We start from the raw sequence: 26,307 nt of genomic DNA, 5'->3' as shown, positions 1-26,307 counted from the left end.
TTAGATGAAATATAGGAGCTTTGGAGATCGAATGTTAATGCTCTTTATATACACATTTCTGATCCTCCTGGGGTTCACCACCTTCTATCCATTCTGGAATGCGCTTGTCATTTCCTTTAATCAGGGACTGGATACAGCTCTAGGGGGTGTGACTTTCTGGCCACGGGTATGGACACTTGAGAATTATGCCATTGTATTTCAGGACAGCCGTATCCTTAATGGCTTCTACATATCCATCATGAGAACAGTAATTGGGACAATATTGTCGGTGTTGCTAACTGCCTTGCTGGCGTTTGCGATGTCGAAGAGTGAGCTGATCGGCAGAAAATTTTATATGGTCTTCTTCATAGTCACCATGTATTTCAGCGGCGGCCTGATTCCAACCTTCATGGTTGTACGCTCACTTGGACTCATGGATAATTTCTGGGTGTTTATCATTCCATCGTTAATCAGTGTATGGAACATGATTATCTTCCGGACTTTTTTCAAGGGACTTCCGGATGGTCTGATGGAATCGGCACAGATTGATGGCTGCGGTCAGTTCAGAACGTTCTTTCAGATCGTCCTTCCTTTATCGGGGCCTGTTATTGCGACTTTGTCGCTCTTTACCGCAATTGGACACTGGAACGAATGGTTCCTGCCGAGCATCTACATCAATAATGAGAATTTACTGCCCATTCAATCCATGCTTCAGCAAATATTAAATTCGAACATTATGACAGAACAGATGTCACAGCTGGACTCGGCAGCTCAATCCAGAATGTCTCAAATGAGAGAAGTAACCTCCAAATCCTTATCGATGGCCACCATGATGGTTGCCACACTGCCAATCATTATGGTTTATCCATTCGTACAAAAGTATTTTGTTAAGGGTGTATTGGTCGGCTCACTCAAAGAGTAGGTGTTTAAAGTCATCAGACTTTGGACCATAGATTAATTTTCCGTATAAATAAGGGAGGGTTATGGAAGATGTGGAATAGCAAAAAGAATCGAACGAGTAGTGCACTGACTTTACTCCTTGCTTCTGTCATTGGGATTGCGGGCTGTTCAGGTGGAGGAAACGGGGGAACGACGGATACGCCGGAAGCAGAGCCAGCGCCTGAAACAACGAATGAGGAGACCACCTCCACCAATTTTGAGCTTGGTGCAGAACCGCTGAATTTCTCCTTCTATGGTAACTATGACTGGTATACGATGCCTCAATGGGGCGGTGACGAGGCCAGTAAGTGGATTAAGGAAAACAAAAAAGTGGATATCACGGCTATCAACTCAGGCGGAAATGCGGCTCAAAAACTGAATACGATGATTGCTTCTTCTGAGCTTCCAGATGTCATATGGACTGATCGCGGCGCAGATGTAGAGCGTCTTCGGGCAGCTGGTGCACTCGTTCCTTTTGATGAATATCTTGATAAATACCCTAATTTGAAAGAATGGGCAGGCGAAGAAACACTCAATATGCTTCGTTCCAGTGACGGCAAGCTGTATCAGTTCCCGAACTGGTATACTTCCCAGCCTAACGGAAATGCAGGTTATATTGTGAATCAGAAAATTTACACAGAACTGGGTGAGCCTAAGCTTGAGACAACGGATGATCTCTACAATTATCTGGCACAAGTGAAAGAGAAATATCCGAATGTTATTCCTTTTGAGCCGGATCTTGCAGTCGATGGTCAAGGTCTGGATGTCCTCTACGGTGCATTCGGTGAGGATCACCCACCCGCATTTGTAAGCAATAGAGCGGTTCCAGATGGGGATCAATTGACATCAATCTTCACGGACCCTGTATTCAGAGAAGCGACTCAATATGCGAGCAAGCTCTTCCGCGAGAAATTGATGGCACAGGATGCGCTTACTCAAACCAAAGATCAGGTGAAGGAAAAAGTATATACAGGACGTGTAGCTGTTGCCGCAGGGGCAAGTCCTACGGAATACGGTTCGGTAGGTGACACGGAGCTGAAGAAGAAGGACCCGAATGATGGCTACTTCATGATCTGGCCAGTGCACAAAGAAGGACTTGATAAGAACAAAATTTGGACGGGTACGTATAACAGTCTAGGCTGGAACGTTAGCGTAATTACCAAAGGCGCAAAAGACCCTGAGAAAATCTTTGCCTTCCTGGATTGGTACACAGGCCCTGAAGGTCAACGGGTTATTATGTGGGGACCAGAAGGAATCTATTGGGATGGAACTGATGAGGAAGGATCTCCACTGTTCACGGATGCGTTCGTAACGGATGTCGAGGGTCGATCGAAGATGATGGATGCAACCGTTAACCTTCAGTGGAACGGAAATACAGTCTTCGTCGATAACTCCAAAATGAAGTTTGAGCAAACTCTTGCACCCGAAGATCAGAACTGGGAAACTAGATATCAATCGGAGATTACCTGGAAGACACAATTCAATGCAACTGAATTTATTAACTTAGCTCCGCTTCCAGAATCCGAAGAAGGGATCATCCAGCAGCAAGTCAATGAAATATTTAATGAAGCCAGAGCCAAAGCCTTGTACGCACAAAATGATGAGGAAGTGCTGAGTATTCTGGATAAGGCTCAGGAGGATGCAATGGTTGTCGGTTATGACAAGCTCCTGGCCTTCAAGACGACAAAGTGGCAGGAAAACAAAGCACAAATCAGTGGTCAATAATTTCTTCACGATAAGCTGGCTCATCCTAGTATAATAATGATAAACGTGCACCGTTTCTAATTCGAGCGGTGCTCACGTTTATCATTTTTTCTCTATTTTCTAAGTCAGGGAGTGATCTTATGTATCAAGTGCTTATAGCTGACGATGAAATTTTAGATCTTGAGGGGATGTTAAGGTTTATCCCATGGGATAATTTAGGGATTCAAATTGTCGATGCCGTGAACAATGGCTTCGATGCCCTGGAAGTCATTAGAAATCAGGCAATCGACATTCTGGTCACTGACGTACATATGCCTGGCATGTCAGGAATTGAGCTTGCACGAACGGCGTTAACGTTGAACAAAGATTTGAAGCTTATTTTTGTCAGCGGCTATCAAGATTTTCGGTATGTGAAGGAAGCGCTGACACTTCATGCATACAGTTACGTCCTGAAGCCAATGGACGATATGGAGCTTGTATCCGTGCTTAAGCAAATTACGAGCGAACTGGATGAGCAATATCTTCGGTCCGAGCTCGACCATAAGTTCAGTGAGGCCGCGATACAAACGATTGAATATCATATTATGGGTGGACGTATTAACGTAACAGAGCAGCATCCTGCCATTTCACATATTAATGTGGACAGTGAGGAGCTGTTTTTTGATAAGCCCCTTGACCTGCTGGTTACCTATCTGCTTGCTCAAGATAAAGACATGGTTCAAACGCAAATTAGCAGCCTTCTGGAGCCGGTACACAGACTTAATCTGCTGTCGCAGCTTCATTTTATAGTGATTTCTTTATTAATTAAAATCGATCATTACGTAAGGACGAGGCTTGGTTATCCGGAGGGGTTTATTCCGCTGGGAGAACGTGACGTGGAGACAATTAAGAGCAAAGGTTCACTAGCTGAATTAGTAAGCTGGCTGTCGAAGCATCTCATGGATCTGTTTGACATCAGCAATCATCCGAGGCTGAAGCAAAAAAAACATACCAAGATTGTCGGCCAGATTATTGAATATGTAGAAGCACATCTTCATTTAAATGTTACCCTGCGTGAGGTTGCAGATGAGTTAAGCTTCTCGCCTAATTACCTGGGAGCCATATTTAAGGAAGAGACCGGAAAGAGCTATAACGAGTACATCGTGAATTTAAGGATGGAAAAGGCATGTCATCTCCTCAAAGATCCAAAGATCAAGGTCTATGAAGTAGCAGATCGAGTAGGCTACAGGTATATGCCTTATTTCAGCAAGCAGTTTAAAGAAACCTATGGAATGACCCCAGTAGAGTATCGCAGAAAAGCATAATATAGAACGGGGCTTTATATATGTACAATCATAAGCCGAAATTTCTTCCATTTGGTTGGAAGCTGCTCATTTCATATTTAATACTTATCATCCTTCCTGTCGCAATCCTCGGTTACACTGCGAATGCAATATTAGTAGAATCCATGCTGACTCAAACGAGAAATAACCTGCAAGGCACCTTGTCCCAGATGAGGGATAATGTAAGGTATAAGCTCGAAGATACAGGAAGAATTGCAGATATGCTCTATTATGACGAAACACTGGCCCTAAATTTAATGCGTTATGAAGAAGGGTGGATCAGCTATGAGACGACATCGACGATTCTTCTGCCCAAATTCAGACAAGCGGTCGAATCCACCAATCAGAAATTATGGTTGTCTATATATTTAAAAGATGATAATCTTCCAGAAATTTATTATGACTCTGGTGATATCGATTTGCTGCGGGTTAAACAGCAGTATTTTGATGTATATCATATCAGCCGCATACAGAATGAAGAATGGTATAAGGATTTTCCCAAAGAACAATACGGTAAGACGCAGACTTGGACACAGGTAGACGATGATAGTAAATTCGGAAGAATCTCACTTCTTCGGCGTCTTGTGAACACGATGAACCCTCTTGATCTGAAGGAGATCGGTTTTGTACGCGGCAGTGTCTATCTCTCCGAGCTGTTTGCAAGTCTTGATTACCAAAAAATTGGACCGGGAAGTCTGCTCCAAGTGGTTGACCAAGGAGGCAGCACGATGTATTCCTCCGGGGAGATCCAAACAGAGAAGCACAGCAGACAGCCCATTGAGAGCAGATCGGGTCACCTGCTTATTACGGAACAGCTGCCGGAGCTGGGATGGACGATTAATGCTTATGTTCCGCAGGATTTGCTTGAGATTGGTGTGCAAAAGGTCAATCAAATGACTTTGTTTATCAGCCTGTTATTCGTTGTTCTTATCAGTGCGGTAGCCGGATATATTTCCCGCTTTTTCTCCAGAAGGTTTGCCAAAGTCATCTCTGTACTTACGATGTTCCAGCAAGGTGATTTTCACAAGAGGATAGCATACAAAGGTAATGATGAATTTGCCATTATTGCAGATGCACTGAATCGAATGGGGGAGCAAACTGAACGTTTAATTGAAGAAGTATACGAGACCAATCTTAAGAAAAAGCAAGCAGAATTGGAATCGTTACAGGCTCAGATTAACCCTCATTTTTTGTATAATACATTGTCGTCGATTAGCCGTTTAGCGAAGTTTGGCCGTGTAGAGCAGCAGCATCAGATGATTATGAATCTGGCCAAATTCTACAGATTGACCTTAAATGATGGAAGAACGATTATCACGATTCATGATGAGCTTGATCAGGTGAAGGCATACCTGGATATTCAAAAAGTGAAGTATGGAGATCGACTTGATGTGGACTATTGTATTGATCCCGAAATTTTAAAGTTTAATACAATTAAGCTGATCATCCAGCCGTTCATCGAAAATGCACTGGAGCATGCGTGGGTTGGCGATCGAATCTATATTCGAGTCATTGGCGAATTAAAGGATGAGCATATTCTGCTTCAGATTATCGATGATGGCGTCGGCATGAAGGAGACATACGCTGCCCAGCTGCTGCAATCGCGGGATGAACGACAGAAGGGCTATGGCATTCTTAATGTGCACAGGCGAATTCAGTTGTCCTTCGGAGATGAGTATGGCGTATCCATCTACAGCCGTCCCGGCATAGGAACGAACATCTCAATTACCATTCCAATCCAAGAAAAGAACGTTATTTGACCAAGTATGATAGATTTTGGTTGATCTTTCCACAGCTTTCCGAGTAACATAAATGTAAGAAAGCAAAAAGGAGAGACAAGGTATGCAGGAGCATCGGCTGCTGGATAGTGAGCATTCTAAAGAATTGTTCTCTTATTACGGTTTGGCGGTATATTACTCACAGGCTTTAGAACAACAACTCGTCAATTTGCTGGTGCTTATGAAGCTCACGCAAGGAAAGGTCAGCCCCGAGGAAGAGTTAACTTCTTTATACTATAAGAAATTAGGGAACTCCCTCGGACAGCTGGTTAATGAAATACAGCACAATTTCGCTTTTACAGAAGAGGAAAGCGCCCTTCTTAATAATATTTGGAAGAAACGGAATTACATTGTGCATGATTATTTCAAGGAACGCATTCTGGAGACATTCAGCAGTGAAGGCCGCAGCCAGATGATTGAAGAGCTGATAGAATTTAAGGATCAGGCTCAGAATCTGGAGCAGAAGCTGTTATATTACACGAGGGAATTGCTAAATTCCCTTGAGCTGGAGGAAGAGGAGATCGATCAAGATCCGAGCGATGAAGATTCGAACACACAGGAGTAACAAATGGAGAACCATACGATACGCTTGTGTCCTAATAACAGGAATCTTATTTGTCTGGATGTGCATGACAATGTGGGAGATTGTCTCTTACAGTCATGAGGACCATCGGCGTCACGGCGATACAGCGGTTGTACTCGGTGCAGCGGTTTATGGCCATTCACCTTCACCTGTGTTTCAATCCCGAATTGATCATGCCATTCATTTATATCAAACCGGCGATGCGGATACGATGATATTTACAGGTGGTAGAAGTGAGAAGGACGCCCCTGCGGAATCTGAAGTAGGTCGAAGATACGCAATTCAACATGGAGTAGCACCTGAGGATATCTACATAGAGGATGTCTCACGCATTACAGAAACAAATTTGATTCAAGCAAAAAAGCTGGGAGATGCTCAGCTCATCAGTACCTACACGCTGGTAAGTGATCCACTGCATATGAAGCGTGCCGTGGTCATTGCTGAACAGCTTGGGATGGATGTGATATCCTCTCCAACGCCGAATTCAAGATATCAGAGTCTTCGTACAAAGGTTCCTTTCTTAATGAGAGAAACGTTTTTGCTGATGGGATATCGAGTCATTCAGTGGATAAAATAACTCTCTTGCGATATTTCGCAAGAGAGTTATTTTTGTTGTGTTATTTACGATTTTTCTGAACCGAAAGCATCGGCTTCTTAAGCATTACCCAATACTCCTGCGATACTGTGTGTATTCGCAGTCGTTTCAGATGCTCCAGTGCCATGCTGCAGCTGATACATTTGATAGTACCGGCCGCCCTTCTCCATGAGCTCGTCATGTGAGCCGCTTTCCACAATTTCTCCTTTATGCAGAACCAGAATCTGATCTGCATTGCGGATCGTTGATAGACGGTGCGCAATGATGAAGGTTGTTCTTCCTTTTTTCAATACCTCAAGTGCCTCTTGAATAATGGCTTCGGTTTCAGTATCAATATTCGCTGTTGCTTCATCGAGAATTAGGATCGCCGGATCATAGGCAAGCGCCCTGGCAAAAGATATCAACTGACGCTGCCCCGCAGACAGGGTGCTTCCTTTCTCAACAACCGGTTCATCAAACCCTTGAGGCAAATGAGCGAGCAGCTGCTCTGCGCCTACATCCCGGAGGGCTTTGACGACGGTTTCCCTTGCTAGTTTTTTTATCCCCAAGACTGACGTTGGAGGCAATCGTGCCTGTAAAGAGATAAGGGTCCTGAAGTACGATCCCCATGTGCTCACGCAGCCATTGTTTGGGAAGCTCTTGTACATTCTTGCCGTCTATGGTGATTGTGCCTTTCTGCGGATCATAGAACCGGAACAGCAGGTTAATGATTGAGCTCTTGCCGGAGCCAGTGTGACCGACCAGGGCAACGGTTTGCCCTTGCTTTGCTTCGAAGGAAATATTTTTAAGCACATAGTCTCGCTTGTAAGCAAAGGATACGTCCTTGAATTCTACATTTCCAAGATATCTCGGCATTGAACCGTCGGTGACATCCTCGCCTTTTTCATCCATGAGCTCAAATACACGGCCTGCGGATACCATGGAGGAATCGAGGTTTGCGAGTTGATTGACCATACCTGTAATCGGCTGGAAGAGACGTCCGAGAACATCGACAAATGCATATAAAACACCCAGTGAAATAATGCTTGTGCCGTCAATGGAGCCTGCACCGAAATAGAGCAGAATGATGGCAAAGGCCAGATTACGAAGAACGTTAACCAGGTTGTGGGAAGTGAAGGCGTTCAGATTCAGCATTTTGTTCTGATGCTTCATATAGTCTTCGTTTAATGCTTCAAATTCCTCATATGTTTTCTTCTGGCGACGGAACACACGGATGATGGACATGCCTTGGATGGATTCGTTGATCATCGCATTGATCTCACTCAAGCGGGAGCGGATCACCGTATTGTATTTTGTAGCAAATTTCCGGTATAGCACAATCCAGGCAATAAGGAGCGGAACAACAAACAAAGAAATAAGACCGAGCCTTACATCCAGGATAAACAGGGCAATGTAAACTCCAATCATGTTGATAATCCCTGAGAAGAAGTTGGAGAGAACAGCGACAAATAAATCTTTGACGGCTTCTGTATCGTTCGTTATTCGAGAAACGACTTTACCTGCCGGCAGATTATCAAAAAAATGAACCGGAAGCCTTTGTATATGTGCATAAACATCCCTGCGCAGAGCTTGTATGACCTTGTTCGCTGAGGATTGCAGCCAGTAGGTCTTCCCGAATTCCATGACGATGGCAACGATCAGGAATACAAAGTACAGTCCAATCAGTTTGTAGATTCCAGGCAGCTCGGGTTTGTAAAAAGCGAACAGCTCACTGGCACGAAGCGGAGTGGCCTGGTATGTTGCCGTCTGATCGCCTCTTGTTATAGTCATCTCACCGTTGGAGTAAGAACGCTCTCCTCCTTCAATGGTGACAGGTTCATCGATCAGGTAGAAGGTGCGTCCGCTCTGGAGCACACGAATTTCGTCCCCACGGGCCTCACCCGCTTCAAATCGATCACCGCGTTTAAAATATTGATCATTATACAAGACAGATTCGTCGCCGGGAGCCGCTTCATAATAAGGCTTTTCAATGGCGAGAACGTGATTGTCAATCATGTTCTTGGCGATGAATGGGCCGGCCAGATCAGCTGCAACACCAATAGCGAGCATGATTAGAGCCGCGATAAATGTCCCTTTTGATTTTAGTGCATATTCATATAATCGTTTAGCGGTGCTTTTTTTCATTGGATTGGCACACCTCCTTAACCTTCTAAATTGGATTCGACTTGCTGTCGTTCATATTGCTCGCGGTACCAGCCGTTCTGCTGAATCAATTCATCATGTGTACCTTGTTCAGTAATGATGCCTTGATCTAGAACAATGATATAGTCCGCATGCTCTATCGCAGATAGGCGGTGGGTTGAGATTAATGTTGTTTTGCTCTCGCGTTTATCGCGGATATTCTCAATAATTCGAGCTTCTGTTCTGGCATCGACCGCAGATAAGGCATCATCGAGAATTAGAATATCCGGGTCAGATATAAAAGCTCTGGCGAGAGATACACGCTGCTTCTGTCCGCCGGATAGAGCGATACCTTTTTCACCAACTAATGTATCCAGCCCATCTGATAATGTGCCAAGGTCACCATCAAATGCAGCAGTTCGAATGGCCTCCATAATGACATTATCTGCTGCTCCCGGTTTACCGAACTGTATGTTCTCTCTTACCGTTTTGGAGAACAGAATTTGCTCTTGGGGAACGTAGCCGATCCAGCTGTGCAGCTGATCTTTGGTTATGTCATCAATGGAAGCCCCGCCGATGAGCAGCTCCCCTGATCCAGAAGGATACTCATGCAAAATTTGCTTTAGCAGGGTCGATTTGCCGCTTCCTGTACGCCCGACAACCCCGAGGGTCTGTCCTTGTTTGATCTTAATATTGATATTGGTCAAATTGTCTACCGTTGAAGTAGGATAGCGGAAAGTTAACTGCTTCATTTCGATGCGATCAGGCTTATTCACTTGAACAGGCTGTTCTGCATCCTCGACGTCAGGTTTTACATACAGTGTCTCGTTTACCCGGTCAAGAGAGGCGTTGCCTCGCTGCATAATATTGATGAGTTCACCAATGGCAAACATTGGCCAGATCATCATCCCTAAATACATATTGAAGGATACGAGATCCCCAAGCGTAATCTCATTCTGAAATACAAGATAAGTACCATATCCAAGACCGATAATATAACTGAGTCCAACAAACAAGCGAATGGTCGGCTCAAAGAAAGCATCGAGCTTGGCGACCGCGAGATTCTTGCGGTAAACGTCATCAGTAATATCGTTAAAACGTTCTTCATCGTGACGTTCCTGTACATAAGCGCGAATAACTCGAACGCCAGCCACGGATTCAAGAACCTGGTCATTCATATCTCCAAATGCATCCTGTGCTAGCGTATATCGTTCATGCACTTTCTTACCGTATATCATCATGGCAATGGCGATAAAAGGCAGAGGCAGAACTGCAGCTAATGTCAATTTCCAGCTCACAAGGAATCCCATCGCTAATAGTACTGTGGCGAGATATGCAGTGGAGTCTGTCAGTGTCAGCATCCCGAAGCCTGCGGTCATGGCGACAGAACGAAGATCATTCGTCGCCTTCGCCATCAAGTCACCCGTACGATTCCGCTCGAAGAATGGCGGCGTCATTCGAAGCAGGTGCCCCATATATTTTGAACGCAGGAGCTTCTCCACAAGATTGGCCCCGCCAAACAACTTGTGCATCCATACATATGTAATGAGGTAGATGATCAACAGCATGCCGAGAATAAAGAAAATATAAGTGAGGAGAGAAGACCAAGTAATTGAGCCAGTAACGATGTCGTCGACGGCAATGCCGAGTACTCTTGGAGGAACGAGTTCTAAGACACCAACGAGAATAAGCAGAAGCATACCGACTGCATATCGCCTTCGTTCTTGCTTGAAATACCAGCCTAAATTTTTTAATACAGCGAACAAGTAAATCCCTTCCTTTCCTATCTGAGAATGTGACACGATTCTTCTTCTAGCAGTGAAAATACCGATTGAAGCGACAAAAAAGGCACACCGCTTTCGCAAACGGTATGCCTCATTATTTATCAGGTTCATACGCAGCAAAGTCACGTGCGTGAGCAGAACTGCGGGTGAATTCATGTAGAAGTGTATTCAAATAAACATTTTAAAACGTGTGAATTATCTTCCATCTACCTGGCTGCTCTATATGAAGTTGTCTGAGCTGTAGTGCGTAATCATTCAGATTAATCATTAGAGTCACCCTTTCATTTGGAATTGAATTCGTTAGGAATCGTATGAGAGGATATTACCACTGGACTAAATATCTGTCAAACTTTTTTCACAATTTGGGTGTTTCAGATAAAGTCTGACAGCTCCTAACTACAGATCTGTCATTTGTAATCTGAGCCCAAGGACGATATGATAATATAGACACAAAACGATGAGGAGTTGACCTTTTAAATGAGCATTCATGTGACGGAATCAGCCGCTAACTGGTACAAAAAAGAGCTGGGTGTCAAAGATGGCGAAGCCATTCGCTTCTATGCCCGTTATAGTTCGGGCGGCGGGCTTCATCCGGGCTTCTCACTCGGTATTTCAGTCGAACAGCCAGAGTATCCGGTGGAGAGTACAGAGGTGTCCGGTATTTTATTCTTTATGGAAGAGCACGATCATTGGTATCTGAAAGGACATCGTCTGGATGTGGGATATATTGAAGCAGAAGACGATATTATATACCGTTATGAAACTGAATAACGCATTATGAAGTAAATTGGATGGTTTACAGCGTTTATGCCTTTAAGGGAGGGGACGATGAGGTGACTTCTGCCAAAAAAGATATGGCCCAATATGTTGCGAACAAATCGATGATTACGGTGAAGGCGGCAATAGCCGTAGTAAATGATCAAGGCCATATTTTGCTCCAAGAGCGCGCAGATGATGGTCTATGGTATATGCCCTTAGGTGTAATGAAGCCTGGTGAAATGCTGGAGGATACGGCATATCGTGAGCTATGGGAGGAGACGGGGCTGACTGCCGAAGTCATGATATTTGAAAGGCTTCTCTCTGGACCTGATTTCAAGCGAGAATATCCTTCCGGGGACGAGGAGTATTATGTGATCGGCCTCTTTAGAGCTCAAGGAATTCTGTATTCGGAATTAAACTATAGTTCAATGCAAGAAGGACCCATGCGATTTTTTGCATTAAATGAAATACCTGAGCTTTCTCCTGTGACCGCCCGTGTACTATCCGATTATTTAGATCTAACTGAATTGAACTAAAGAACAGCTTCTCCCAGGGAGGGGCTGTTTTTTTGTGCAAATTTAATAAGGATAAGCTGACATAGAAAAGAGCCGCTACATGCGGCTCTAATTGATCTGCGTCGTTCCACATACTACGCTGGGCCTGTTGTAAAATCATTATTTTCCAGGGCGAATTCAAAATCCTCGATATCATACACTTGTACAGGTACTCCAGCTTCAATGATACGGCCAATCCATTCAACCTGATCTGTGAGGAGTGGCTGTTGAAACCGCTGGGCGGTGAGTAGCAGCTCTGTTTCAATCGGGTCAAAAAACTCTCCGTACTGAGCAGTGTCCATAGCTCCAACAATGATGATCGAGACATGATCATCTAACGGGATTGAAGCGCTTTTTGCCCAGGGTACTTGAAGTGCCTTGCTTATTTTTTTTCTATTAAAAGGTTCCTCATAATAAGAAATAAGTTCGCCGATTTTCTGTTTCACATGCTGATCTTCCTGGGGAGACTCCATTAAAGGCTCTGTACTGGATTGCAATTCATACAATTCCAAGACCGTGGTATAAGGGATGAGGTATTCTACAGGCGCTGAAGGCGCCAGCAACTGACCATATATTGCGACCATCACGGCTTCAGTAACCAGTTGTCTTGGCATAGCTTATCCTCCTGCTGCAACTATGTATTTTGCTTTTTGACAATTGATAAGAGTATATCACAGTTTATCGGGGTCCATAAACAGCTATTATAACACGAAAAAAAGCAAGGGCGGTCAACTTCATACAGAAGCAGGATGGCCCTTGCTTGGTTATGACTTACCAATGAGTAGAGAGAGGATGCCTGCTGCAATCAAGGGGCCAACGGGAACTCCTTTAAATAGGGCTACACCGAGAACAGTCCCAATCAGCAGTCCGGCCACGACAGTGGGCTGACCACTCATTAAGGTGGCACCTCGACCTCCAAGATAAGCTACGAGCATCCCAACAGCAATGGCGGCAAGTGATTTCCAATGCATGAATGAGGATAGAAGGGTATCGATGCTAATCTTACCACTTGCCAGTGGAGCCATGACTCCGATTGTCAGTATAATAATCCCGACAGTTAACCCGTATTTCTCAAGCCATGGAAAAGCCTGCTGAGCTCCCGTAATCCGAATCAGCAGCAGCACGACAACGGCAATCGTAATTGGCGTGTTGTTACTAATGATGCCAAGAGCGGCAAATCCAAGTAATAATAGGGATGTCATATCCATTTTGTTCATCTCCCTACACCGTTAAGATCCCATTTTCCCTTTAATATGCTCGGCGATTAATCTTCCATGCCATCTGCCTGATTCAATAAACACTTCATTCGCATTTCGGCCGGAAGCAATGACGCCTGCTACATAAATTCCAGGAACACTACTTTCCATTGTTTCCGAATTATACAGTGGTTTATCCAGATCATCGGACATGGATACGCCTACTGAGGTGAGGAGCTTTCGATCCGGTCTGAATCCTGTCATCGCTAATACGAAATCGTTAGGCAGCTCAAAATCCACCCCTTCATTAGGAGTGACAATGACACGATCTTCAAGAATCTCAGTGACCCTTGATCCGAGATGCAGTTTAATTCTGCCTTTGGAGACCAAGCCTTCAAATAAAGGACGAACCCATGGCTTGATGTGTTCGGAAATGCTATGTCCACGGTATACCATATCGATCTCTGCATCTACACGAGCCAGCTCCATCGCCGCATCTACGGCAGAATTACTTCCTCCAATAATGGTGACCTTGGTCTTAGTATAAGGATGGGCCTCACGAAAGTAATGGGTGACTTTGTCTAAATGTTCTCCAGGTATGCCAAGATAATTAGGATGGTCGAAATATCCTGTGGCGACAACCACATTTTTCCCTTCGTAATAGACCGTCTCGCCAGTTCTATTTTTGGAGCTTACACGGAACCCTTCCTCTTCCAGAGGACGGATCTCATAAGCTTCTTCATACAGTGAAATTTCCAGGTTATAGTGTGCTGCTACTTTGCGGTAATAAGCTAGAGCTTCATATCGATATGGCTTATCATTTGGTGTACTGAACGGAATATCTCCGATTTCTAGCAATGCAGCCGTACTGAAAAACTGCATATTCGTTGGATACAAGTAGATCGACTGCACCACATTGTATTTTTCAATAATGACAGAGGATAGTCCCTGTTTACCGCATTCGATGGCTGCAGATAAACCGCAAGGTCCTCCTCCGATGATGATGACGTCTTTCAACATGCTACATTTCATCTCCCTTTTCTGCCCAATCATGTTTTTCAAGTATTTATTATCGTATCGTATTCTGCCGATGAATACCAGTAATTCGAAACCGTTCTTTGTTCGGGTTGACAATCGAAAATTATAAGAATATTATCTAATTAGATGAATATCAAATGTTATAATTATCAAATTAAGTTAAATGGATTCGGACTAAGAAGTGAGATGGAGGACATTTATGCAGCTCGATAAGATTGTGAATTACCACAAGGCACTCGCCGATCCCAATCGGATGCGAATGATGCTGTTATTATCTCAAGGAGAAATGAATGGACAAATGCTCGCAGATAAATTAAATCTATCCCAGCCTACAGTAACGCATCATGCAGCAAAGCTGAGAGAAGCAGGACTTATTAAGGAGCGAAGAGATAAGAATACGATCTATTTTACGCTGTATCCTTATCTCATTAAGGAGCACGCAGAAGCATCACTACATTTCATATTTAAGGGAGAGAGCCAGATGGTGGAAACAGACAGTAAGCAGAAATTGAAGGATTCAGTTATGAAAAATTTCTTTACGAAGGAAGGCAAGCTCAGATCCATTCCGGCTCAATACAAAAAGAAGCTTATTGTACTTCAGCATCTTGTAGAGCAGCTGGATAAGGGAAGAAAGTATCAGGAGAAAGAAATTAATGAATTTATCAAACAATATCATGAAGATTATGCCACGATCCGCAGAGAATTTATTATGCATGATTTCATGTATAGGGAGGAAGAAATATACGAGGTTAATCCGACAGAGATGTGGACGAAATGGGAGAACGTCAAATAATAGGTTTGACATAACAATGTACCATCCTGTAATATATGGAAAAATGATGAAGGAGGCGATATCTATGAGTAACCTATTGATGAATGTAAATGTTGTTGCTTGTAACTATCGTCTCCCGATCGGACAACAATCATCTTAGATTTAATTGTTTCAGCTGTCTTCTATGGAAGAGCTGTCAATTCATCAGATGATGAAGATCCGTATGGGAGTATATCCTGTGCGGATTTTTTATGTGTTACTCCTGATTCTTATGTTGAGAGATGTTCAGCTTGAATTTGGAGGATCATGCCGCAGGGATATATCCTGCGGTTTTTTTGTTTGCTTCGGGAGACCTGTATGAGGTATAGAACACCCAATTAATGGAGGTAGAACATTTGAAGAATAAGATCCAGAGAACAGAGTTAATTGAATTTGGCTGGACTGCATCATGGGACCAGAAGTGGGAAGACGTGATGAGCACATTCAATCATGCTGAGAAAGAAACACTCCGGCCTGCTCGAATTACAACAGACTACGGACAGAAGTACGGCATCTTAACAGCGGAAGGGAATAAGTTCGGAAGCTTGTCAGGAAAGGCTAGAGCCCTATTTAGCGAGGGGAGTAAGCCAGGTGTGGGTGATTGGGTCATCGTAAAAACATATGGTGATGATGACGATGCTCTGATTCATGGTGTGCTTGAACGAAACAGCGTGATCTCCAGACAGGCCGCGGGCTTTGAAACCAAAGAACAAATTATTGCTGCCAACGTCGATACCTTATTTATCGTGTGTGCTCTTAACGGAGATTACAATTCAAGAAGGCTGGAGCGGTATCTGATTATGGCTTGGAATAGTGGGGTTAATCCTGTCATTGTACTGAGCAAAAGTGATCTATGCGAGGATCTCTCTTCCTATCTGACAGAAACGGAAGCCATTGCTCCCGGCGTACCCGTCATTCCTGTATCCGCTCATTATGAATTAGGGAAAGAAGCCTTGGAAGTCTACACAGGCTCCGGTAAGACGGTTGCGCTGGTCGGCTCCTCAGGCAGTGGAAAATCAACCATGATTAACTGGCTTACAGGTGAAAGTCATCAGATGACTCAAGAGGTCCGGGAGGAAGATAGCAGAGGAAGACACACAACGACGCACAGGGAAATGTTTAGACTCCCGCAAGGAGGTATTCTGATTGATACTCCGGGTATGAGGGCCTTGTCGATCTGGGATGATGGCGAGGGCATCTCCCGTACCTTTGAGGATATTGAACAGCTCGCACAGCAATGTCGATTCACTGATTGTCAGCATCTAAAGGAGGTCGGCTGTGCCGTGAGGGTTGCAATTCAAACCGGAGAGCTGGAGACGAAGCGGCTGGAAAATTATCACAAGATGCTGCGAGAAATTCAATTTCAAGTCAAAAAAGAGGCTGTAGCTGCAAAAAAGAGCACTAGAAATGCGAAGCATAGTACGACTCGTGACAAAAAAGGCGGCTGGAGTAAAGAAATAGAAGATTAAGGCTGCGCTTATCCATTCGGCAGTGCATAGGATGAAATAGGAGGAATGCACATGCCAAATTATCGAATTATTGTTGATCTGTCTGATCATCAGCTGTATCTGCTTGATCATGATGTTGTCGTTCGAGCTTATCCCGTTGCGATTGGTGCAATGGTTACACAGACACCGGTTGGAGAATTTACAATTGTCAACAAGCAGCCCAATCCGGGAGGGCCATTCGGGGCTTTTTGGATGGGTTTGTCCAAAGCTCATTATGGAATTCATGGGACCAATAACCCTTCCTCAATTGGACAGAATGTGTCCCATGGATGTATTAGAATGTACAATCAGGATGTGCTTGATCTGGAGAGCAAAGTTCCTGTTGGCACAAGAGTGACCATAAGACCGTAGGGTGATGTGACAGAGGGTATTCGCTCTATGGCGACTACCCTGAGCATGAAATTCGTTCAGGAGGAATGAAAAATGATCATTAGACAAGCTGTATTCGAAGACGCAGCGGCCATTGCTAGGGTACATGTGGACAGCTGGCGAACAGCATATAAGGGAATTATCAAGGAAGAGGTCCTAGCCGGGTTATCCGTGGAACAGAGGACGATGAATTGGCAGAGACAGCTGGGTCCCGCACTTGATCAAACAGCAGTGTATGTAGCTGAGACGAAGGAAGGGGACATCGTTGGATTTGCGAGTGGGGGACCGAGCCGAACCCTTAGTTTCCCCTATGAAGGTGAATTATACGCGATATACATATTAGACAGCCATCGCAGCCAGGGAATTGGATTGCTATTATTGCAATCTATCGCGTTATTTTTGCGGGAACAAGGGCATAGTTCTATGTTTCTATGGGCACTTGAGGATAATCGATATCGAGCATTTTATGAGAAATGGCACGGGATTCCTTCTGGAGATAAACTCGTTCAAATTGGAGGAGAAGACTATACCGAAATTGCATATGGATGGGATAACCTCGATGAGTTACTGCGTTTTAAATGAATAAAATGGCGGGATTTGTCAGCCTTTGTTCTCATTCGTAAACTACACGGGGATGAGTAAAATATTTTGTGAAAAAGGGGATTACAGCTGTTTTGAAATGACAATTTATGGTTAATTCTGGTGTACCGGATCAATAGCGGGAGATACAGTCAAGCCGGACTGAGGAATAAAGAATAGGAGGCTGTTACCTATGTCAACGTCCATTGATCGTTTTATCCTTCATAAATTAAACAGCTGTAAGGAAGAGAACACAAGAGAGCATTTGCTTGAGTTATTCATGATACGCATCGAAATGGCGGCCAGAACTGAGGAAGTAATGAAGCGCAGGAAGTCTGTTTTTATCAGTTAGATTAGATTGGTCATCCGAAGGACCCTTCTTCAGTGAGGGTTCTTTTTTTTTGTGCTTCAGATAGTAGGAAGTCAACAAAAGATACCTGATGTCAACACCCTCCACTATAAAAGCGCTAGTGCATACTCCTATAATCAACTTGAAGGAGGAGACGGCATATGCGTATGAACATCAAGCAATTTATTCGAAACATCCCGCTTCATCTTATGATCCTGCCGGGACTTATTCTTGTCTTTGTTTTTAGCTATATCCCGATGGCAGGGCTTGTTATTGCATTTCAAAATTTCTCTCCAATCGCAGGCTTCAAAAATATGAACTGGGTGGGTCTCGATAATTTCAGGTATTTGTTTGATTTGCCAGGCTTCGGTCAAGTGGTATGGAATACGGTGTTTATCTCGGTCATGAAAATAGTTGCAGGACTTGTTGTCCCTGTCCTTGTAGCTTTGCTTCTAAATGAGGTGAGAAGAACTGGATTCAAACGAACCATTCAAACCATCATCTACATGCCGCATTTCTTCTCATGGGTAATACTGGCCAGTATTATCGTCGATGTATTGTCACCCAGCAGCGGAATCGTCAACATGGCTCTTAAAGCCGTCGGCATTGACCCGATTCAATTTCTTGCTAGTAATGAGTGGTTTCCATACATATTAGTTATTACGGATCAATGGAAGGAATTCGGGTTTGGAACGATCATCTATTTGGCCGCATTAACAAGCATAGATCATTCCTTATACGAGGCTTCTGTTATTGACGGTGCCGGACGATGGAAGCAGACCTGGCACATTACACTTCCGGGGATTCGCCCGATTGTCATTCTGATGGTGACACTGAGCCTCGGAAATGTTCTTAACGGAGGTTTTGATCAGGTCTTCAACTTGTATAATCCACTTGTATATGAATCAGGAGACATTCTGGATACGATGATCTACCGGATCGGTCTTCAGGACGCACAGTATTCAGTATCTACTGCACTGGGTCTTATCAAATCAGTCGTTTCGTTCGTCTTTATCGGACTCGGATATTATTTGGCTTATCGGTTTGCGAATTATCGGATTTTTTAGGAAGGAGGCTTACAACATGCATCATACGACCAAAGCCTATCGATGTTTCATCATATTTAATTACGTCATCTTAACCATTCTTGCTCTTCTCTGTTTATTTCCGATTGTAAACATCCTGGCGATCTCCTTCAGCTCAAGCGAAGCGGTAAAAGCAGGGAGCGTGACCTTCTGGCCTGTTGATTTCACACTGTCCTCCTATCAATATATATTGGAGCACAAGCAGTTTCTTAACTCCTTCGGCACAAGCCTGCTGCGAGTCGTGCTGGGGGTTCTGGTGAATCTCGTCTGTACGATTCTTGTAGCTTATCCCTTGTCCAAGGAAGCAGATAAATTTCGTTCAAGAACGGTATACGCCTGGATATTCGTTTTTACCATGCTGTTTAGCGGCGGATTAATTCCTGGATACCTTATTGTCAAAGAAGCGGGTCTGCTGGATTCCATATGGGCTCTAATTCTCCCGGGAGCAGTGCCGATCTTTAACGTATTGCTGATGCTGAATTTCTTCCGGGGACTGCCCAAAGAGTTGGAAGAAGCATCATGGAGGGACGGTGCGGGTCATCTGCGGACACTCTGGAGTGTATATCTGCCGATCTCCTTGCCAAGCATCGCCACAGTAACACTGTTTGCACTGGTTGGTCACTGGAATGCGTGGTTTGACGGTATGATCTATATGAAGAGTCCGGATCATTATCCGCTTGCAACATATCTTCAGTCCATGCTTCAGCAAGTACAGACGATCTCCACAGACAGTATGACCTTTGAAGATGCAGCACTACTGAATCAGATATCAGACCGCACAACACAAGCATCTCAAATCTTCTTGTCCGTCATTCCGATACTGCTTATTTATCCGTTCCTGCAGCGTTATTTTGTACATGGTCTTGTTGTAGGAAGCGTAAAAGGGTAAGATTCCATCAGGGAGCAGCAGTTAGCAGTAAAGGGGCCGTTTTCCGGCTCTTTTTTGCGTTAGGAGAGGAGTAGATGTTACCTTGAGAAGGTTTTTCGCAATGTGGAAATCAAAATCAATCGTGGTGAAGCTGATGGGTGCGTTTGTACTCGTTTTTTTACCGTTATATTTCATCAGCATCATGATTACCATGTCCAGTTCTGCACAAATGCAAGCTGAAGTGGAGCGGGCACACGAGTCCAAGCTCCATTTCTACCATAGTCATCTTGAGTTTGAGCTGCAGCGGATGACCGGGCTGGTGAACGAATATACCTTTGACGACTCGATGTCCACCCTGAGTACACGTATACCGATCATGAACAGTTATGAAGTTACCTCGAATCTGAATAATATCCATAACAAGCTGAGTCAAATCAAAGAAACAAGTCCTTATATCAGCGATGTTGTCTATTATGTGCCGGCTCTGCATAAGAGAGTCAGCGCAGTCGACGGCATTCGAAATGTGGAGGACGCGGAGTGGAAGAACCTCATCGATTCTATGGGGAATCTACATGGCGCTTTATCTCATGTTGGGGAGGAGCTATACCTCCTTCGCAGCAATCCTTATAACATGAATCGTGAGGAAGCTCCCAATTTCTTACTCGGCATTCGGCTCTCCAGCCCTGAACTGAAACGCCGGCTTCAAGAGTTTTCCGAAACTGGAGGAAGTGAGATCACACTGTCCTTCGGACAGCGCAATCAGGTGATCATCTCATCCTCGAATCAGCCGGTTGCTCTTAAACAGAGCTTACACACCCTGGATGCATCACAGCCTGCCCAGAACGTTACACGATATGATACAGAGGAATCATTTCATTACTCCCTGTTTGATCGTGAACATTACTTTACTCTAACAGCTAGCATTCCACATCAAGTTCTTAGAGCACCTATGGAAAAATATACGCTGTGGCTGTGGGTTCTAACGATACTGTCCATTGTCATCATATTTATCTTCTCCTTCTCCGTGTATAAATCCATTCATAAGCCGTTGTCGGTACTGATCGGCGGATTTAAGACGGCAGAGCAGGGGCAGACGGGTATTCACATTCCACATTCCAGGCGAGATGAATTTGGATATTTGTATTCTCGATTTAATGATATGCTAAAACGCTTACATATTCTGATTGAAGAAAACTATGTTGCCCGAATTCGGACGAGTGAAGCGGAACTCAAGCACCTCCAGTCGCAGATTAAGCCGCATTTTTTGTATAACAGCTTCTTTAATATCAAGCAAATGGCAGAGGTCGAGAACGTTGAGCTGATTCAGGAATTTACAGATTATTTGGGACAGTATTTCCGCTATATGACGCGAGATTCCAAGCCGGAGGTATCGCTGGGGGAAGAGATTGATCATGCGCTTGTATACCTGGCCATTCAAAATATCCGATTCGGTTCGAGAGTTACGGCCATTATCTCTGATATCGAACATCAATTTAGAAGTGTGACGGTCCCGAGAGTCATAATCCAGCCTGTAATCGAGAATGCATACGAGCACGCCTTGTCTAAACGGATCCAGGGAGGGGTGCTGAAAATATCATATATGAATGATGAGAACCAGCTACAAATTTGCGTTGAGGATAATGGAGAGGCTCTGACAGATGAGACCTTGAGCACATTATCTGGGAAATTATCCCATGCAGCACATCGGCATGATGGTGAAGAAATAACGGGACTCATCAATGTCCACGAAAGATTACGCATTCAATTCGGCAATGATTACGGACTTAGCGTGAGCCGCAGCCCTATGGGAGGTCTGCGAGTTACGTTCAACTTACCATTCAAGGGAGAAGATAGATGATGCAGCGAATGCTTATTGTAGATGATGAACCTCTTATTTTGGACGGGTTGTATACCTATTTTCAGAAGGCAGAAATCAGCGAATTAGAGATCATTAAGGCATATTCTGCTGTTGAAGCAATGGACTGGCTGAACATGGTCAAGATTGATATTGTGCTCAGCGATATTTGTATGCCTGAAATGGATGGAATGGCTCTCATCCAAGAGATTATGGAGCGCTGGCCGCGCTGTAAGATCATATTGCTGACAGGTCACAATGAGTTTGAATATGCTCACCAAGCGATTCGCAACCCTTGCGTTGTCGATTACCTGCTAAAGACAGAAGGAATGAGTCAGATTCGCAAGGCAGTAGACCGGGCTATTCAGCAAATTGAGGAGGAGAACGACTTTCGTTACCAGACCAGCTGGTTTCGTAACAAGCTTCCGCGGGCTTTGCCCCAGCTCCATAGGCAATTATTAATTGACATTATACAGCGAGATGAGAATCTGGATTCCAGCAGTTTACAGGATGAGTTTGATGCGATTCAGCTTCCTTTTGATTCTACAGAATGGGTGCTGCCCATTATTATTCGTGTGGAGGAATGGAACAACTATGAAACAAGCTCAGATCGAAGTTTGATTCGATATGCAGCGGCGAATATTGCTGAGGAATATTTACAGGACAAGACCCGTGTGAGAGCCATTGACCTGGATCATCAGGTCATCGCCTGTTTTGTACAAATGAAAGATAGCGTGCTAAAGCCGATGCCGGACGAAAAGTGGATGCGAACGCTGCGATTTGTGCATGGAACGCTCGAAACCGTACAGCAGTCTATTGCGAATTGTCTTAACATTTCTGTATCGGTCATGGTCAGTGAGCAGCCTGTGAACTGGGTAAAGCTTAGTCAGGTCATCGCCCGGCTTCGATTATCCGCTATGGAGGGACCGGGTCAAGGCATGGAGAAGCTGCTTCGTGTTGACATTCATAATGAAGTCAATCACACGCCGCTGCTGATGAACAAGCTGGCTGTCGCCTCCCTTCATTTAGAGCAGATTAAACAGAGGGTGACGACGAGAGATAAGGATTGGAGTGAATCCTTTCGCAAATGGACAGAGACAGCATCTGAGGGACTTGAAGATCCGTTTGTTCGATTGAGAATATACACTGCTGCAGGAAGCTGCTTGCTGGAAGTTCTGCAGGAGCTCGGCTTGTATGAAGTGGCCCTGACAGAGATTGATCTGTCTCAAATGCTCCATTTTAATATACAGACCCGCTGGCCGGATATCGTGAGATTTTACCAGTCCGCATTCGAGTGGATCGTTTCCAAGAGAAGTGACAGTCGTATTACAGACCAATCTCAAATATTGATTGCTGTCCACGCTTATATTAAAAATCATCTGGAGGATGATCTCTCGCTTACTCGGATTGCCCAGGAAGTGTCGTTAAACCCTTCATACTTATCGAGGTGGTATAAGCGAATTACGGGGAAAGGCATATCAGACTATATCTATGAAAAAAGAGTCGAGCGCAGCAAGGAGCTGCTTCTAGGGTCAACATATAAAATGCACGAGATATCAGCCAAGGTGGGATTTAGCGACCAGCATTATTTTTATCGATTCTTCAAGAAGGCGATCGGCTGCACCCCACAAGAATATCGAGATCAAAAAAACCTGATCCAACCCTAAATGGTAAATAAAAGATACCGTATGTAAAGAGGTACCACTCGCTCATGTCAGCGCTTTCTTAGTACGATGTGTATATACCTCAGGGGAGGAAATAAAGGGGGATTAGCATGGGAATATCATTTAAGAGAATAACGATGTTATCAATGTCTGTCGTACTTTCAGCAGCGCTGGCTGCTTGTTCATCCGGATCAGGAAGTACAGAAGCAGAATCAACACCAACGACACCGCAGCAGGATGCAGGAGGTCCGCTTACTAAATATGACCCGCCAATTAAGCTGAGATCCACGATGAACGAGACAGGCAAAGAAACATTAGCTGAAGGCGACAGTCACACGGATAATATTTGGCTTAGAGGATATAAGGATGAGCTCGGCATTGAGGTTACTTATGACTGGGTGGTAGCGGATGCCAATTATAATGACAAGATGAATGTTACGCTTGCCAGCGGTGATTTGCCGGATGTCCTGAAAGTGAGCGCAGTGCAATTTGAACAATTGCATGAAGCGGGCATGCTGGAAGATTTAACTGAGGTCTATGACAAATATGCTTCCGATCTCGTTAAAGAGTTTCTGTCAGCGGAGGACGGAGCAGGCCTGAAGCCTGTAACAAAGGATGGAAAGATCTATGCGATGGTGAGCTTTCCAGGCTCCCTGGATTCCTCGGATATGATCTGGATTCGTCAAGATTGGCTTAAGAATGTAGGCCTTGATGCACCACAATCCATGCAGGACGTGATCGAAATTGCAGAGGCCTTCACCTTTAAAGATCCTGATGGAAACGGCAAACAAGATACTTTCGGTATTGCACTCAACAAGGATCTGCCGATCAATGGATTCTTGCTTGGATACCATGGATATCTTGAAACATGGATTAAGGATGAATCCGGACAAGTTGTGAATGGTACAATCCAGCCTGAAGTCAAAGAAGGTCTTCAAGAGCTCCAAAGGTTGTATAAGGATGGCGTCATTGATCCCGAATTTGGTGTGAAGGATTTCGCGAAAATGATGGAGGACGTCAATGCAGGGAAGTCAGGCATGTTCTTCCTGCCGCAATGGGCGCCATTCCAAGTCAGCGGGATGATTAAGAATGATCCTAATGTGGATTGGCTTCCATATCCGGTCCAATCCATTGATGATCAGCCGGCCAAGACTCAGAACCATCTGACGCTCGGCGGTATATTCGCTGTACGTAAAGGCTATGAGCATCCAGAAGCACTGATTAAGCTGCTGAACTTCCAAGCCGAAAAAATGTTTGGAGAAGCGGCGGAGACAGAGCGTGCGGACTATCTAAATGGTATGACAGGACTCGGCTTCCAGAATGCAACCGTATCAAATCTTCCTGCCAACAAGAACGTGCAAGCTCAGGATGAGGTTGAAAAGGCACTGGAGTCAGGGGATACATCAGGACTTGGTCTTGAGGCGAAGCTGTTCTATGATGATATTATGGATTATCGTTCCGGTAACCTGGATAAATGGCATATGGAACGGATCTTCGGACCTGAGAGCTCGCAAGGTGTCATTAAGTACTATCGAGATAACGATCTGATTGTCATGAATGAGTTCATCTATGCACCAACCAAAACGATGAACACCAAATCAGCAACACTTGATAAGCTCAGAGCAGAAACCTTCCTCAAAATTATATATGGTAATCTGCCAATCGATGAATTTGATAATTTCGTTGCCAACTGGAAGAAGCTCGGCGGCGATGAAATTACAAAGGAAGTTAATGAGCTGATTAACGCAAGTAAATGATGTGCAATATTCAGACCTAACTTATGATATGGGTGCCAGCAAGCCACAATACGATTCTCGCGTATTGTGGCTTTGGCATACCTGGATATAAAAAAACACTATCCCTTTTAGTAAAGGGATAGTGCCAGCGTGTCGTCTTCTCTGATACTGTGGAGAATCGCCTCGCTTCCGATAATTTCAATACTGATTAATGTATGCAAACATTTTTGTAGAGCGCGTTTACCATTATTAATCTTATTTTCTAATGCGCTGCTTAGCAGCTTTAATGTTTTTTGTACAGGTTGCTTGTTCTCAGCATTAAAATAAACCGGAATTTTTTTGTTTTGGAAAAAGATCAATGTTTTCATTAGAAATCACCTCAACTAGATTACTAGAGTTGTTTCATGTTGCTAATTCTAAATATCGTTGCTTAAAATTACCTTAAAATTAGCTTATGGAAACATAAAGATGATTAGTGTTTGAAAATTGTTCACAATTGCAATTACATCCGTTTATACAAAAGCCTGAACAAAATAGATAGCAGTAATATATCAGATTATGGAGGGATGACAGCAAAATTGTCGAATTTTCATATTATTGAAATGATAAGGTGACGATTAGATGCGACTATGGTAATAGAGTTTGTTGGATTATATAGGTATTTCGCTTTAAAAATGCACTGTTGAGATTGCAATAAAGGGTCTTCTGTAAGAAAATATGGTAGATTAATAGTAAAACAATTCGCCAAAATGTGTATAAAAGGGTTTAGGACGATGGACATAGCTAAAAAGGGTGTGATGGGATGATTCTAACAGTCGTTCAGTCAAGACGAGAGGGAGAATGGATTGATATTGAAGTTCCAGATGAGAGCACTGTCCAGTATCTCAAATCTGTACTCTCTGTGCGCATATTTAACGAGCCTCCTCAAGAGAACGTTCAATATATATTGGAAGCTAAATTCCCGGAAGGCAACTGGTTTACGCTGCCTGATGCAAAACAATTAACAGAAACAGGACTGAGGGAAGGGAACTTCGTTCGTTTGCAAAAGGCTTTTTCGACAACGGAAAGTGAAGCTCCCGTACATGGAAGAAGATTGCTGTTTCAAAATAAAAATTTAGGGTAATAAGTCGA

24 protein-coding genes and 1 pseudogene are annotated in these 26,307 nt (G+C 44.0%); 19 read left to right on the top strand and 6 right to left on the bottom strand.

What is annotated here, in order from left to right; genetic code table 11:
• The first annotated feature begins 4 nt into the window (after positions 1 to 4).
• From TCA2_RS00685 to TCA2_RS00655, 6 genes are all read left to right on the top strand, one after another.
• Entirely contained in the window at positions 5 to 901 is an 897-nt protein-coding gene (locus tag TCA2_RS00685; RefSeq protein ID WP_047909634.1) for a carbohydrate ABC transporter permease, read from the top strand.
• Positions 902 to 969: 68 nt separating this feature from the next.
• The gene (locus TCA2_RS00680; protein ID WP_047909633.1) at positions 970 to 2,643 is read left to right on the top strand and encodes an extracellular solute-binding protein; all 1,674 of its coding nucleotides are present in this window, start codon (positions 970 to 972) and stop codon (positions 2,641 to 2,643) included.
• Positions 2,644 to 2,762: 119 nt separating this feature from the next.
• Positions 2,763 to 3,926 (top strand): helix-turn-helix domain-containing protein, encoded by a 1,164-nt coding sequence (locus TCA2_RS27410; protein WP_052511646.1) that lies wholly within the window; start codon positions 2,763 to 2,765, stop codon positions 3,924 to 3,926.
• A 20-nt stretch (positions 3,927 to 3,946) separates the two neighbouring features.
• On the top strand, positions 3,947 to 5,704 hold the full coding sequence (locus tag TCA2_RS00665) for a sensor histidine kinase (RefSeq protein ID WP_047909632.1): 1,758 nt from the start codon (positions 3,947 to 3,949) through the stop codon (positions 5,702 to 5,704).
• An 82-nt stretch (positions 5,705 to 5,786) separates the two neighbouring features.
• Entirely contained in the window at positions 5,787 to 6,287 is a 501-nt protein-coding gene (locus TCA2_RS00660) for a hypothetical protein (RefSeq protein WP_047909631.1), read from the top strand.
• 70 nt (positions 6,288 to 6,357) lie between these two features.
• Positions 6,358 to 6,882, top strand: a complete 525-nt coding sequence (locus TCA2_RS00655) for a YdcF family protein (RefSeq protein WP_052511644.1) — start codon at positions 6,358 to 6,360, stop codon at positions 6,880 to 6,882.
• Between the two features lie 77 nt (positions 6,883 to 6,959).
• Here TCA2_RS00655 and TCA2_RS00650 read toward each other — a convergent pair.
• Positions 6,960 to 9,024: pseudogene (locus TCA2_RS00650) on the bottom strand (ABC transporter ATP-binding protein).
• A 17-nt stretch (positions 9,025 to 9,041) separates the two neighbouring features.
• Positions 9,042 to 10,787, bottom strand: coding sequence for an ABC transporter ATP-binding protein (locus tag TCA2_RS00645; RefSeq protein WP_047909629.1), 1,746 nt, complete (start codon positions 10,785 to 10,787; stop codon positions 9,042 to 9,044).
• Between the two features lie 495 nt (positions 10,788 to 11,282).
• Here TCA2_RS00645 and TCA2_RS00640 point away from each other — a divergent pair, with 495 nt between their 5' ends.
• Together TCA2_RS00640 and TCA2_RS00635 are read left to right on the top strand one after the other, a co-directional pair.
• Positions 11,283 to 11,576 carry a HesB/YadR/YfhF family protein gene (locus tag TCA2_RS00640; RefSeq protein ID WP_047909628.1) on the top strand — a complete coding sequence of 98 codons (294 nt, stop codon included), beginning with the start codon at positions 11,283 to 11,285 and terminating at the stop codon, positions 11,574 to 11,576.
• 62 nt (positions 11,577 to 11,638) lie between these two features.
• A complete protein-coding gene (locus TCA2_RS00635) occupies positions 11,639 to 12,100 on the top strand; it encodes an NUDIX domain-containing protein (protein ID WP_047909627.1) in 462 nt (153 codons plus the stop codon).
• 113 nt (positions 12,101 to 12,213) lie between these two features.
• Here the strand turns inward: TCA2_RS00635 and TCA2_RS00630 are convergent, their stop codons facing one another.
• The 3 genes from TCA2_RS00630 to TCA2_RS00620 form a co-directional block, all read right to left on the bottom strand.
• The gene (locus tag TCA2_RS00630) at positions 12,214 to 12,732 is read right to left on the bottom strand and encodes a hypothetical protein (protein ID WP_047909626.1); all 519 of its coding nucleotides are present in this window, start codon (positions 12,730 to 12,732) and stop codon (positions 12,214 to 12,216) included.
• Between the two features lie 150 nt (positions 12,733 to 12,882).
• Positions 12,883 to 13,326: a DUF441 domain-containing protein gene (locus tag TCA2_RS00625; RefSeq protein WP_047909625.1), complete on the bottom strand. Its 444-nt coding sequence runs from the start codon at positions 13,324 to 13,326 to the stop codon at positions 12,883 to 12,885.
• 21 nt (positions 13,327 to 13,347) lie between these two features.
• Positions 13,348 to 14,331, bottom strand: a complete 984-nt coding sequence (locus TCA2_RS00620; RefSeq protein WP_047910193.1) for a YpdA family putative bacillithiol disulfide reductase — start codon at positions 14,329 to 14,331, stop codon at positions 13,348 to 13,350.
• Between the two features lie 220 nt (positions 14,332 to 14,551).
• Between TCA2_RS00620 and TCA2_RS00615 the strand changes: the two genes are divergently transcribed.
• The 10 genes from TCA2_RS00615 to TCA2_RS00575 all read left to right on the top strand — a co-directional run bounded on the left by TCA2_RS00615 (position 14,552) and on the right by TCA2_RS00575 (position 25,197).
• Positions 14,552 to 15,145 (top strand): metalloregulator ArsR/SmtB family transcription factor, encoded by a 594-nt coding sequence (locus tag TCA2_RS00615; protein WP_047909624.1) that lies wholly within the window; start codon positions 14,552 to 14,554, stop codon positions 15,143 to 15,145.
• A gap of 452 nt (positions 15,146 to 15,597) precedes the next feature.
• Positions 15,598 to 16,632: a ribosome small subunit-dependent GTPase A gene (rsgA, locus tag TCA2_RS00610; protein WP_047910192.1), complete on the top strand. Its 1,035-nt coding sequence runs from the start codon at positions 15,598 to 15,600 to the stop codon at positions 16,630 to 16,632.
• Between the two features lie 51 nt (positions 16,633 to 16,683).
• Positions 16,684 to 17,022 (top strand): L,D-transpeptidase, encoded by a 339-nt coding sequence (locus TCA2_RS00605; RefSeq protein WP_047909623.1) that lies wholly within the window; start codon positions 16,684 to 16,686, stop codon positions 17,020 to 17,022.
• Between the two features lie 72 nt (positions 17,023 to 17,094).
• Complete coding sequence (locus tag TCA2_RS00600; RefSeq protein WP_047909622.1) at positions 17,095 to 17,622, top strand: GNAT family N-acetyltransferase; 528 nt, start codon at positions 17,095 to 17,097, stop codon at positions 17,620 to 17,622.
• A 190-nt stretch (positions 17,623 to 17,812) separates the two neighbouring features.
• Positions 17,813 to 17,971, top strand: coding sequence for a hypothetical protein (locus TCA2_RS27055; protein ID WP_193745964.1), 159 nt, complete (start codon positions 17,813 to 17,815; stop codon positions 17,969 to 17,971).
• Positions 17,972 to 18,129: 158 nt separating this feature from the next.
• Positions 18,130 to 19,035: a sugar ABC transporter permease gene (locus tag TCA2_RS00595; protein ID WP_047909621.1), complete on the top strand. Its 906-nt coding sequence runs from the start codon at positions 18,130 to 18,132 to the stop codon at positions 19,033 to 19,035.
• 16 nt (positions 19,036 to 19,051) lie between these two features.
• On the top strand, positions 19,052 to 19,942 hold the full coding sequence (locus tag TCA2_RS00590) for a carbohydrate ABC transporter permease (RefSeq protein ID WP_047909620.1): 891 nt from the start codon (positions 19,052 to 19,054) through the stop codon (positions 19,940 to 19,942).
• Positions 19,943 to 20,042: 100 nt separating this feature from the next.
• Entirely contained in the window at positions 20,043 to 21,779 is a 1,737-nt protein-coding gene (locus TCA2_RS00585; RefSeq protein ID WP_047909619.1) for a sensor histidine kinase, read from the top strand.
• Entirely contained in the window at positions 21,776 to 23,443 is a 1,668-nt protein-coding gene (locus tag TCA2_RS00580; RefSeq protein WP_238546253.1) for a response regulator, read from the top strand. The genes TCA2_RS00585 and TCA2_RS00580 overlap by 4 nt, the downstream gene beginning before the upstream one ends.
• 107 nt (positions 23,444 to 23,550) lie before the next feature.
• On the top strand, positions 23,551 to 25,197 hold the full coding sequence (locus TCA2_RS00575) for an extracellular solute-binding protein (protein WP_047909617.1): 1,647 nt from the start codon (positions 23,551 to 23,553) through the stop codon (positions 25,195 to 25,197).
• Positions 25,198 to 25,304: 107 nt separating this feature from the next.
• Here TCA2_RS00575 and TCA2_RS00570 read toward each other — a convergent pair whose 3' ends face one another.
• Positions 25,305 to 25,544, bottom strand: coding sequence for a hypothetical protein (locus TCA2_RS00570; protein WP_047909616.1), 240 nt, complete (start codon positions 25,542 to 25,544; stop codon positions 25,305 to 25,307).
• 434 nt (positions 25,545 to 25,978) lie between these two features.
• Here TCA2_RS00570 and TCA2_RS00565 point away from each other — a divergent pair, with 434 nt between their 5' ends.
• On the top strand, positions 25,979 to 26,299 hold the full coding sequence (locus TCA2_RS00565; RefSeq protein ID WP_047909615.1) for a hypothetical protein: 321 nt from the start codon (positions 25,979 to 25,981) through the stop codon (positions 26,297 to 26,299).
• The last annotated feature ends 8 nt before the right edge of the window (positions 26,300 to 26,307 follow it).

Origin of the sequence: Paenibacillus sp. TCA20, from assembly GCF_000732325.1 — a bacterium.
GTDB classification, from domain to species: Bacteria; Bacillota; Bacilli; order Paenibacillales; family Paenibacillaceae; genus Paenibacillus; species Paenibacillus urinalis.
Note: the sequence above shows the minus strand (reverse complement) of the source record. Positions and strands in the feature narration are given on the sequence as shown.

Bases quoted from the DNA above. Each gene is read 5' to 3' on its own strand.
- TCA2_RS00615 (WP_047909624.1), top strand. From the start codon at position 14,552: ATGCAGCTCGATAAGATTGTGAATTACCACAAGGCACTCGCCGATCCC.
- TCA2_RS00600 (WP_047909622.1), top strand. From the start codon at position 17,095: ATGATCATTAGACAAGCTGTATTCGAAGACGCAGCGGCCATTGCTAGG.
- TCA2_RS00665 (WP_047909632.1), top strand. From the start codon at position 3,947: ATGTACAATCATAAGCCGAAATTTCTTCCATTTGGTTGGAAGCTGCTC.
- TCA2_RS00575 (WP_047909617.1), top strand. From the start codon at position 23,551: ATGGGAATATCATTTAAGAGAATAACGATGTTATCAATGTCTGTCGTA.
- TCA2_RS00565 (WP_047909615.1), top strand. From the start codon at position 25,979: ATGATTCTAACAGTCGTTCAGTCAAGACGAGAGGGAGAATGGATTGAT.
- rsgA (WP_047910192.1), top strand. From the start codon at position 15,598: ATGAGCACATTCAATCATGCTGAGAAAGAAACACTCCGGCCTGCTCGA.
- TCA2_RS00640 (WP_047909628.1), top strand. From the start codon at position 11,283: ATGAGCATTCATGTGACGGAATCAGCCGCTAACTGGTACAAAAAAGAG.
- TCA2_RS00595 (WP_047909621.1), top strand. From the start codon at position 18,130: ATGCGTATGAACATCAAGCAATTTATTCGAAACATCCCGCTTCATCTT.
- TCA2_RS00625 (WP_047909625.1), bottom strand. From the start codon at position 13,326: ATGGATATGACATCCCTATTATTACTTGGATTTGCCGCTCTTGGCATC.
- TCA2_RS00630 (WP_047909626.1), bottom strand. From the start codon at position 12,732: ATGCCAAGACAACTGGTTACTGAAGCCGTGATGGTCGCAATATATGGT.
- TCA2_RS00580 (WP_238546253.1), top strand. From the start codon at position 21,776: ATGATGCAGCGAATGCTTATTGTAGATGATGAACCTCTTATTTTGGAC.
- TCA2_RS27055 (WP_193745964.1), top strand. From the start codon at position 17,813: ATGTCAACGTCCATTGATCGTTTTATCCTTCATAAATTAAACAGCTGT.
- TCA2_RS00685 (WP_047909634.1), top strand. From the start codon at position 5: ATGAAATATAGGAGCTTTGGAGATCGAATGTTAATGCTCTTTATATAC.
- TCA2_RS00655 (WP_052511644.1), top strand. From the start codon at position 6,358: ATGTGGGAGATTGTCTCTTACAGTCATGAGGACCATCGGCGTCACGGC.
- TCA2_RS00605 (WP_047909623.1), top strand. From the start codon at position 16,684: ATGCCAAATTATCGAATTATTGTTGATCTGTCTGATCATCAGCTGTAT.
- TCA2_RS00570 (WP_047909616.1), bottom strand. From the start codon at position 25,544: ATGAAAACATTGATCTTTTTCCAAAACAAAAAAATTCCGGTTTATTTT.
- TCA2_RS00590 (WP_047909620.1), top strand. From the start codon at position 19,052: ATGCATCATACGACCAAAGCCTATCGATGTTTCATCATATTTAATTAC.
- TCA2_RS00660 (WP_047909631.1), top strand. From the start codon at position 5,787: ATGCAGGAGCATCGGCTGCTGGATAGTGAGCATTCTAAAGAATTGTTC.
- TCA2_RS00585 (WP_047909619.1), top strand. From the start codon at position 20,043: ATGTGGAAATCAAAATCAATCGTGGTGAAGCTGATGGGTGCGTTTGTA.
- TCA2_RS00680 (WP_047909633.1), top strand. From the start codon at position 970: ATGTGGAATAGCAAAAAGAATCGAACGAGTAGTGCACTGACTTTACTC.
- TCA2_RS27410 (WP_052511646.1), top strand. From the start codon at position 2,763: ATGTATCAAGTGCTTATAGCTGACGATGAAATTTTAGATCTTGAGGGG.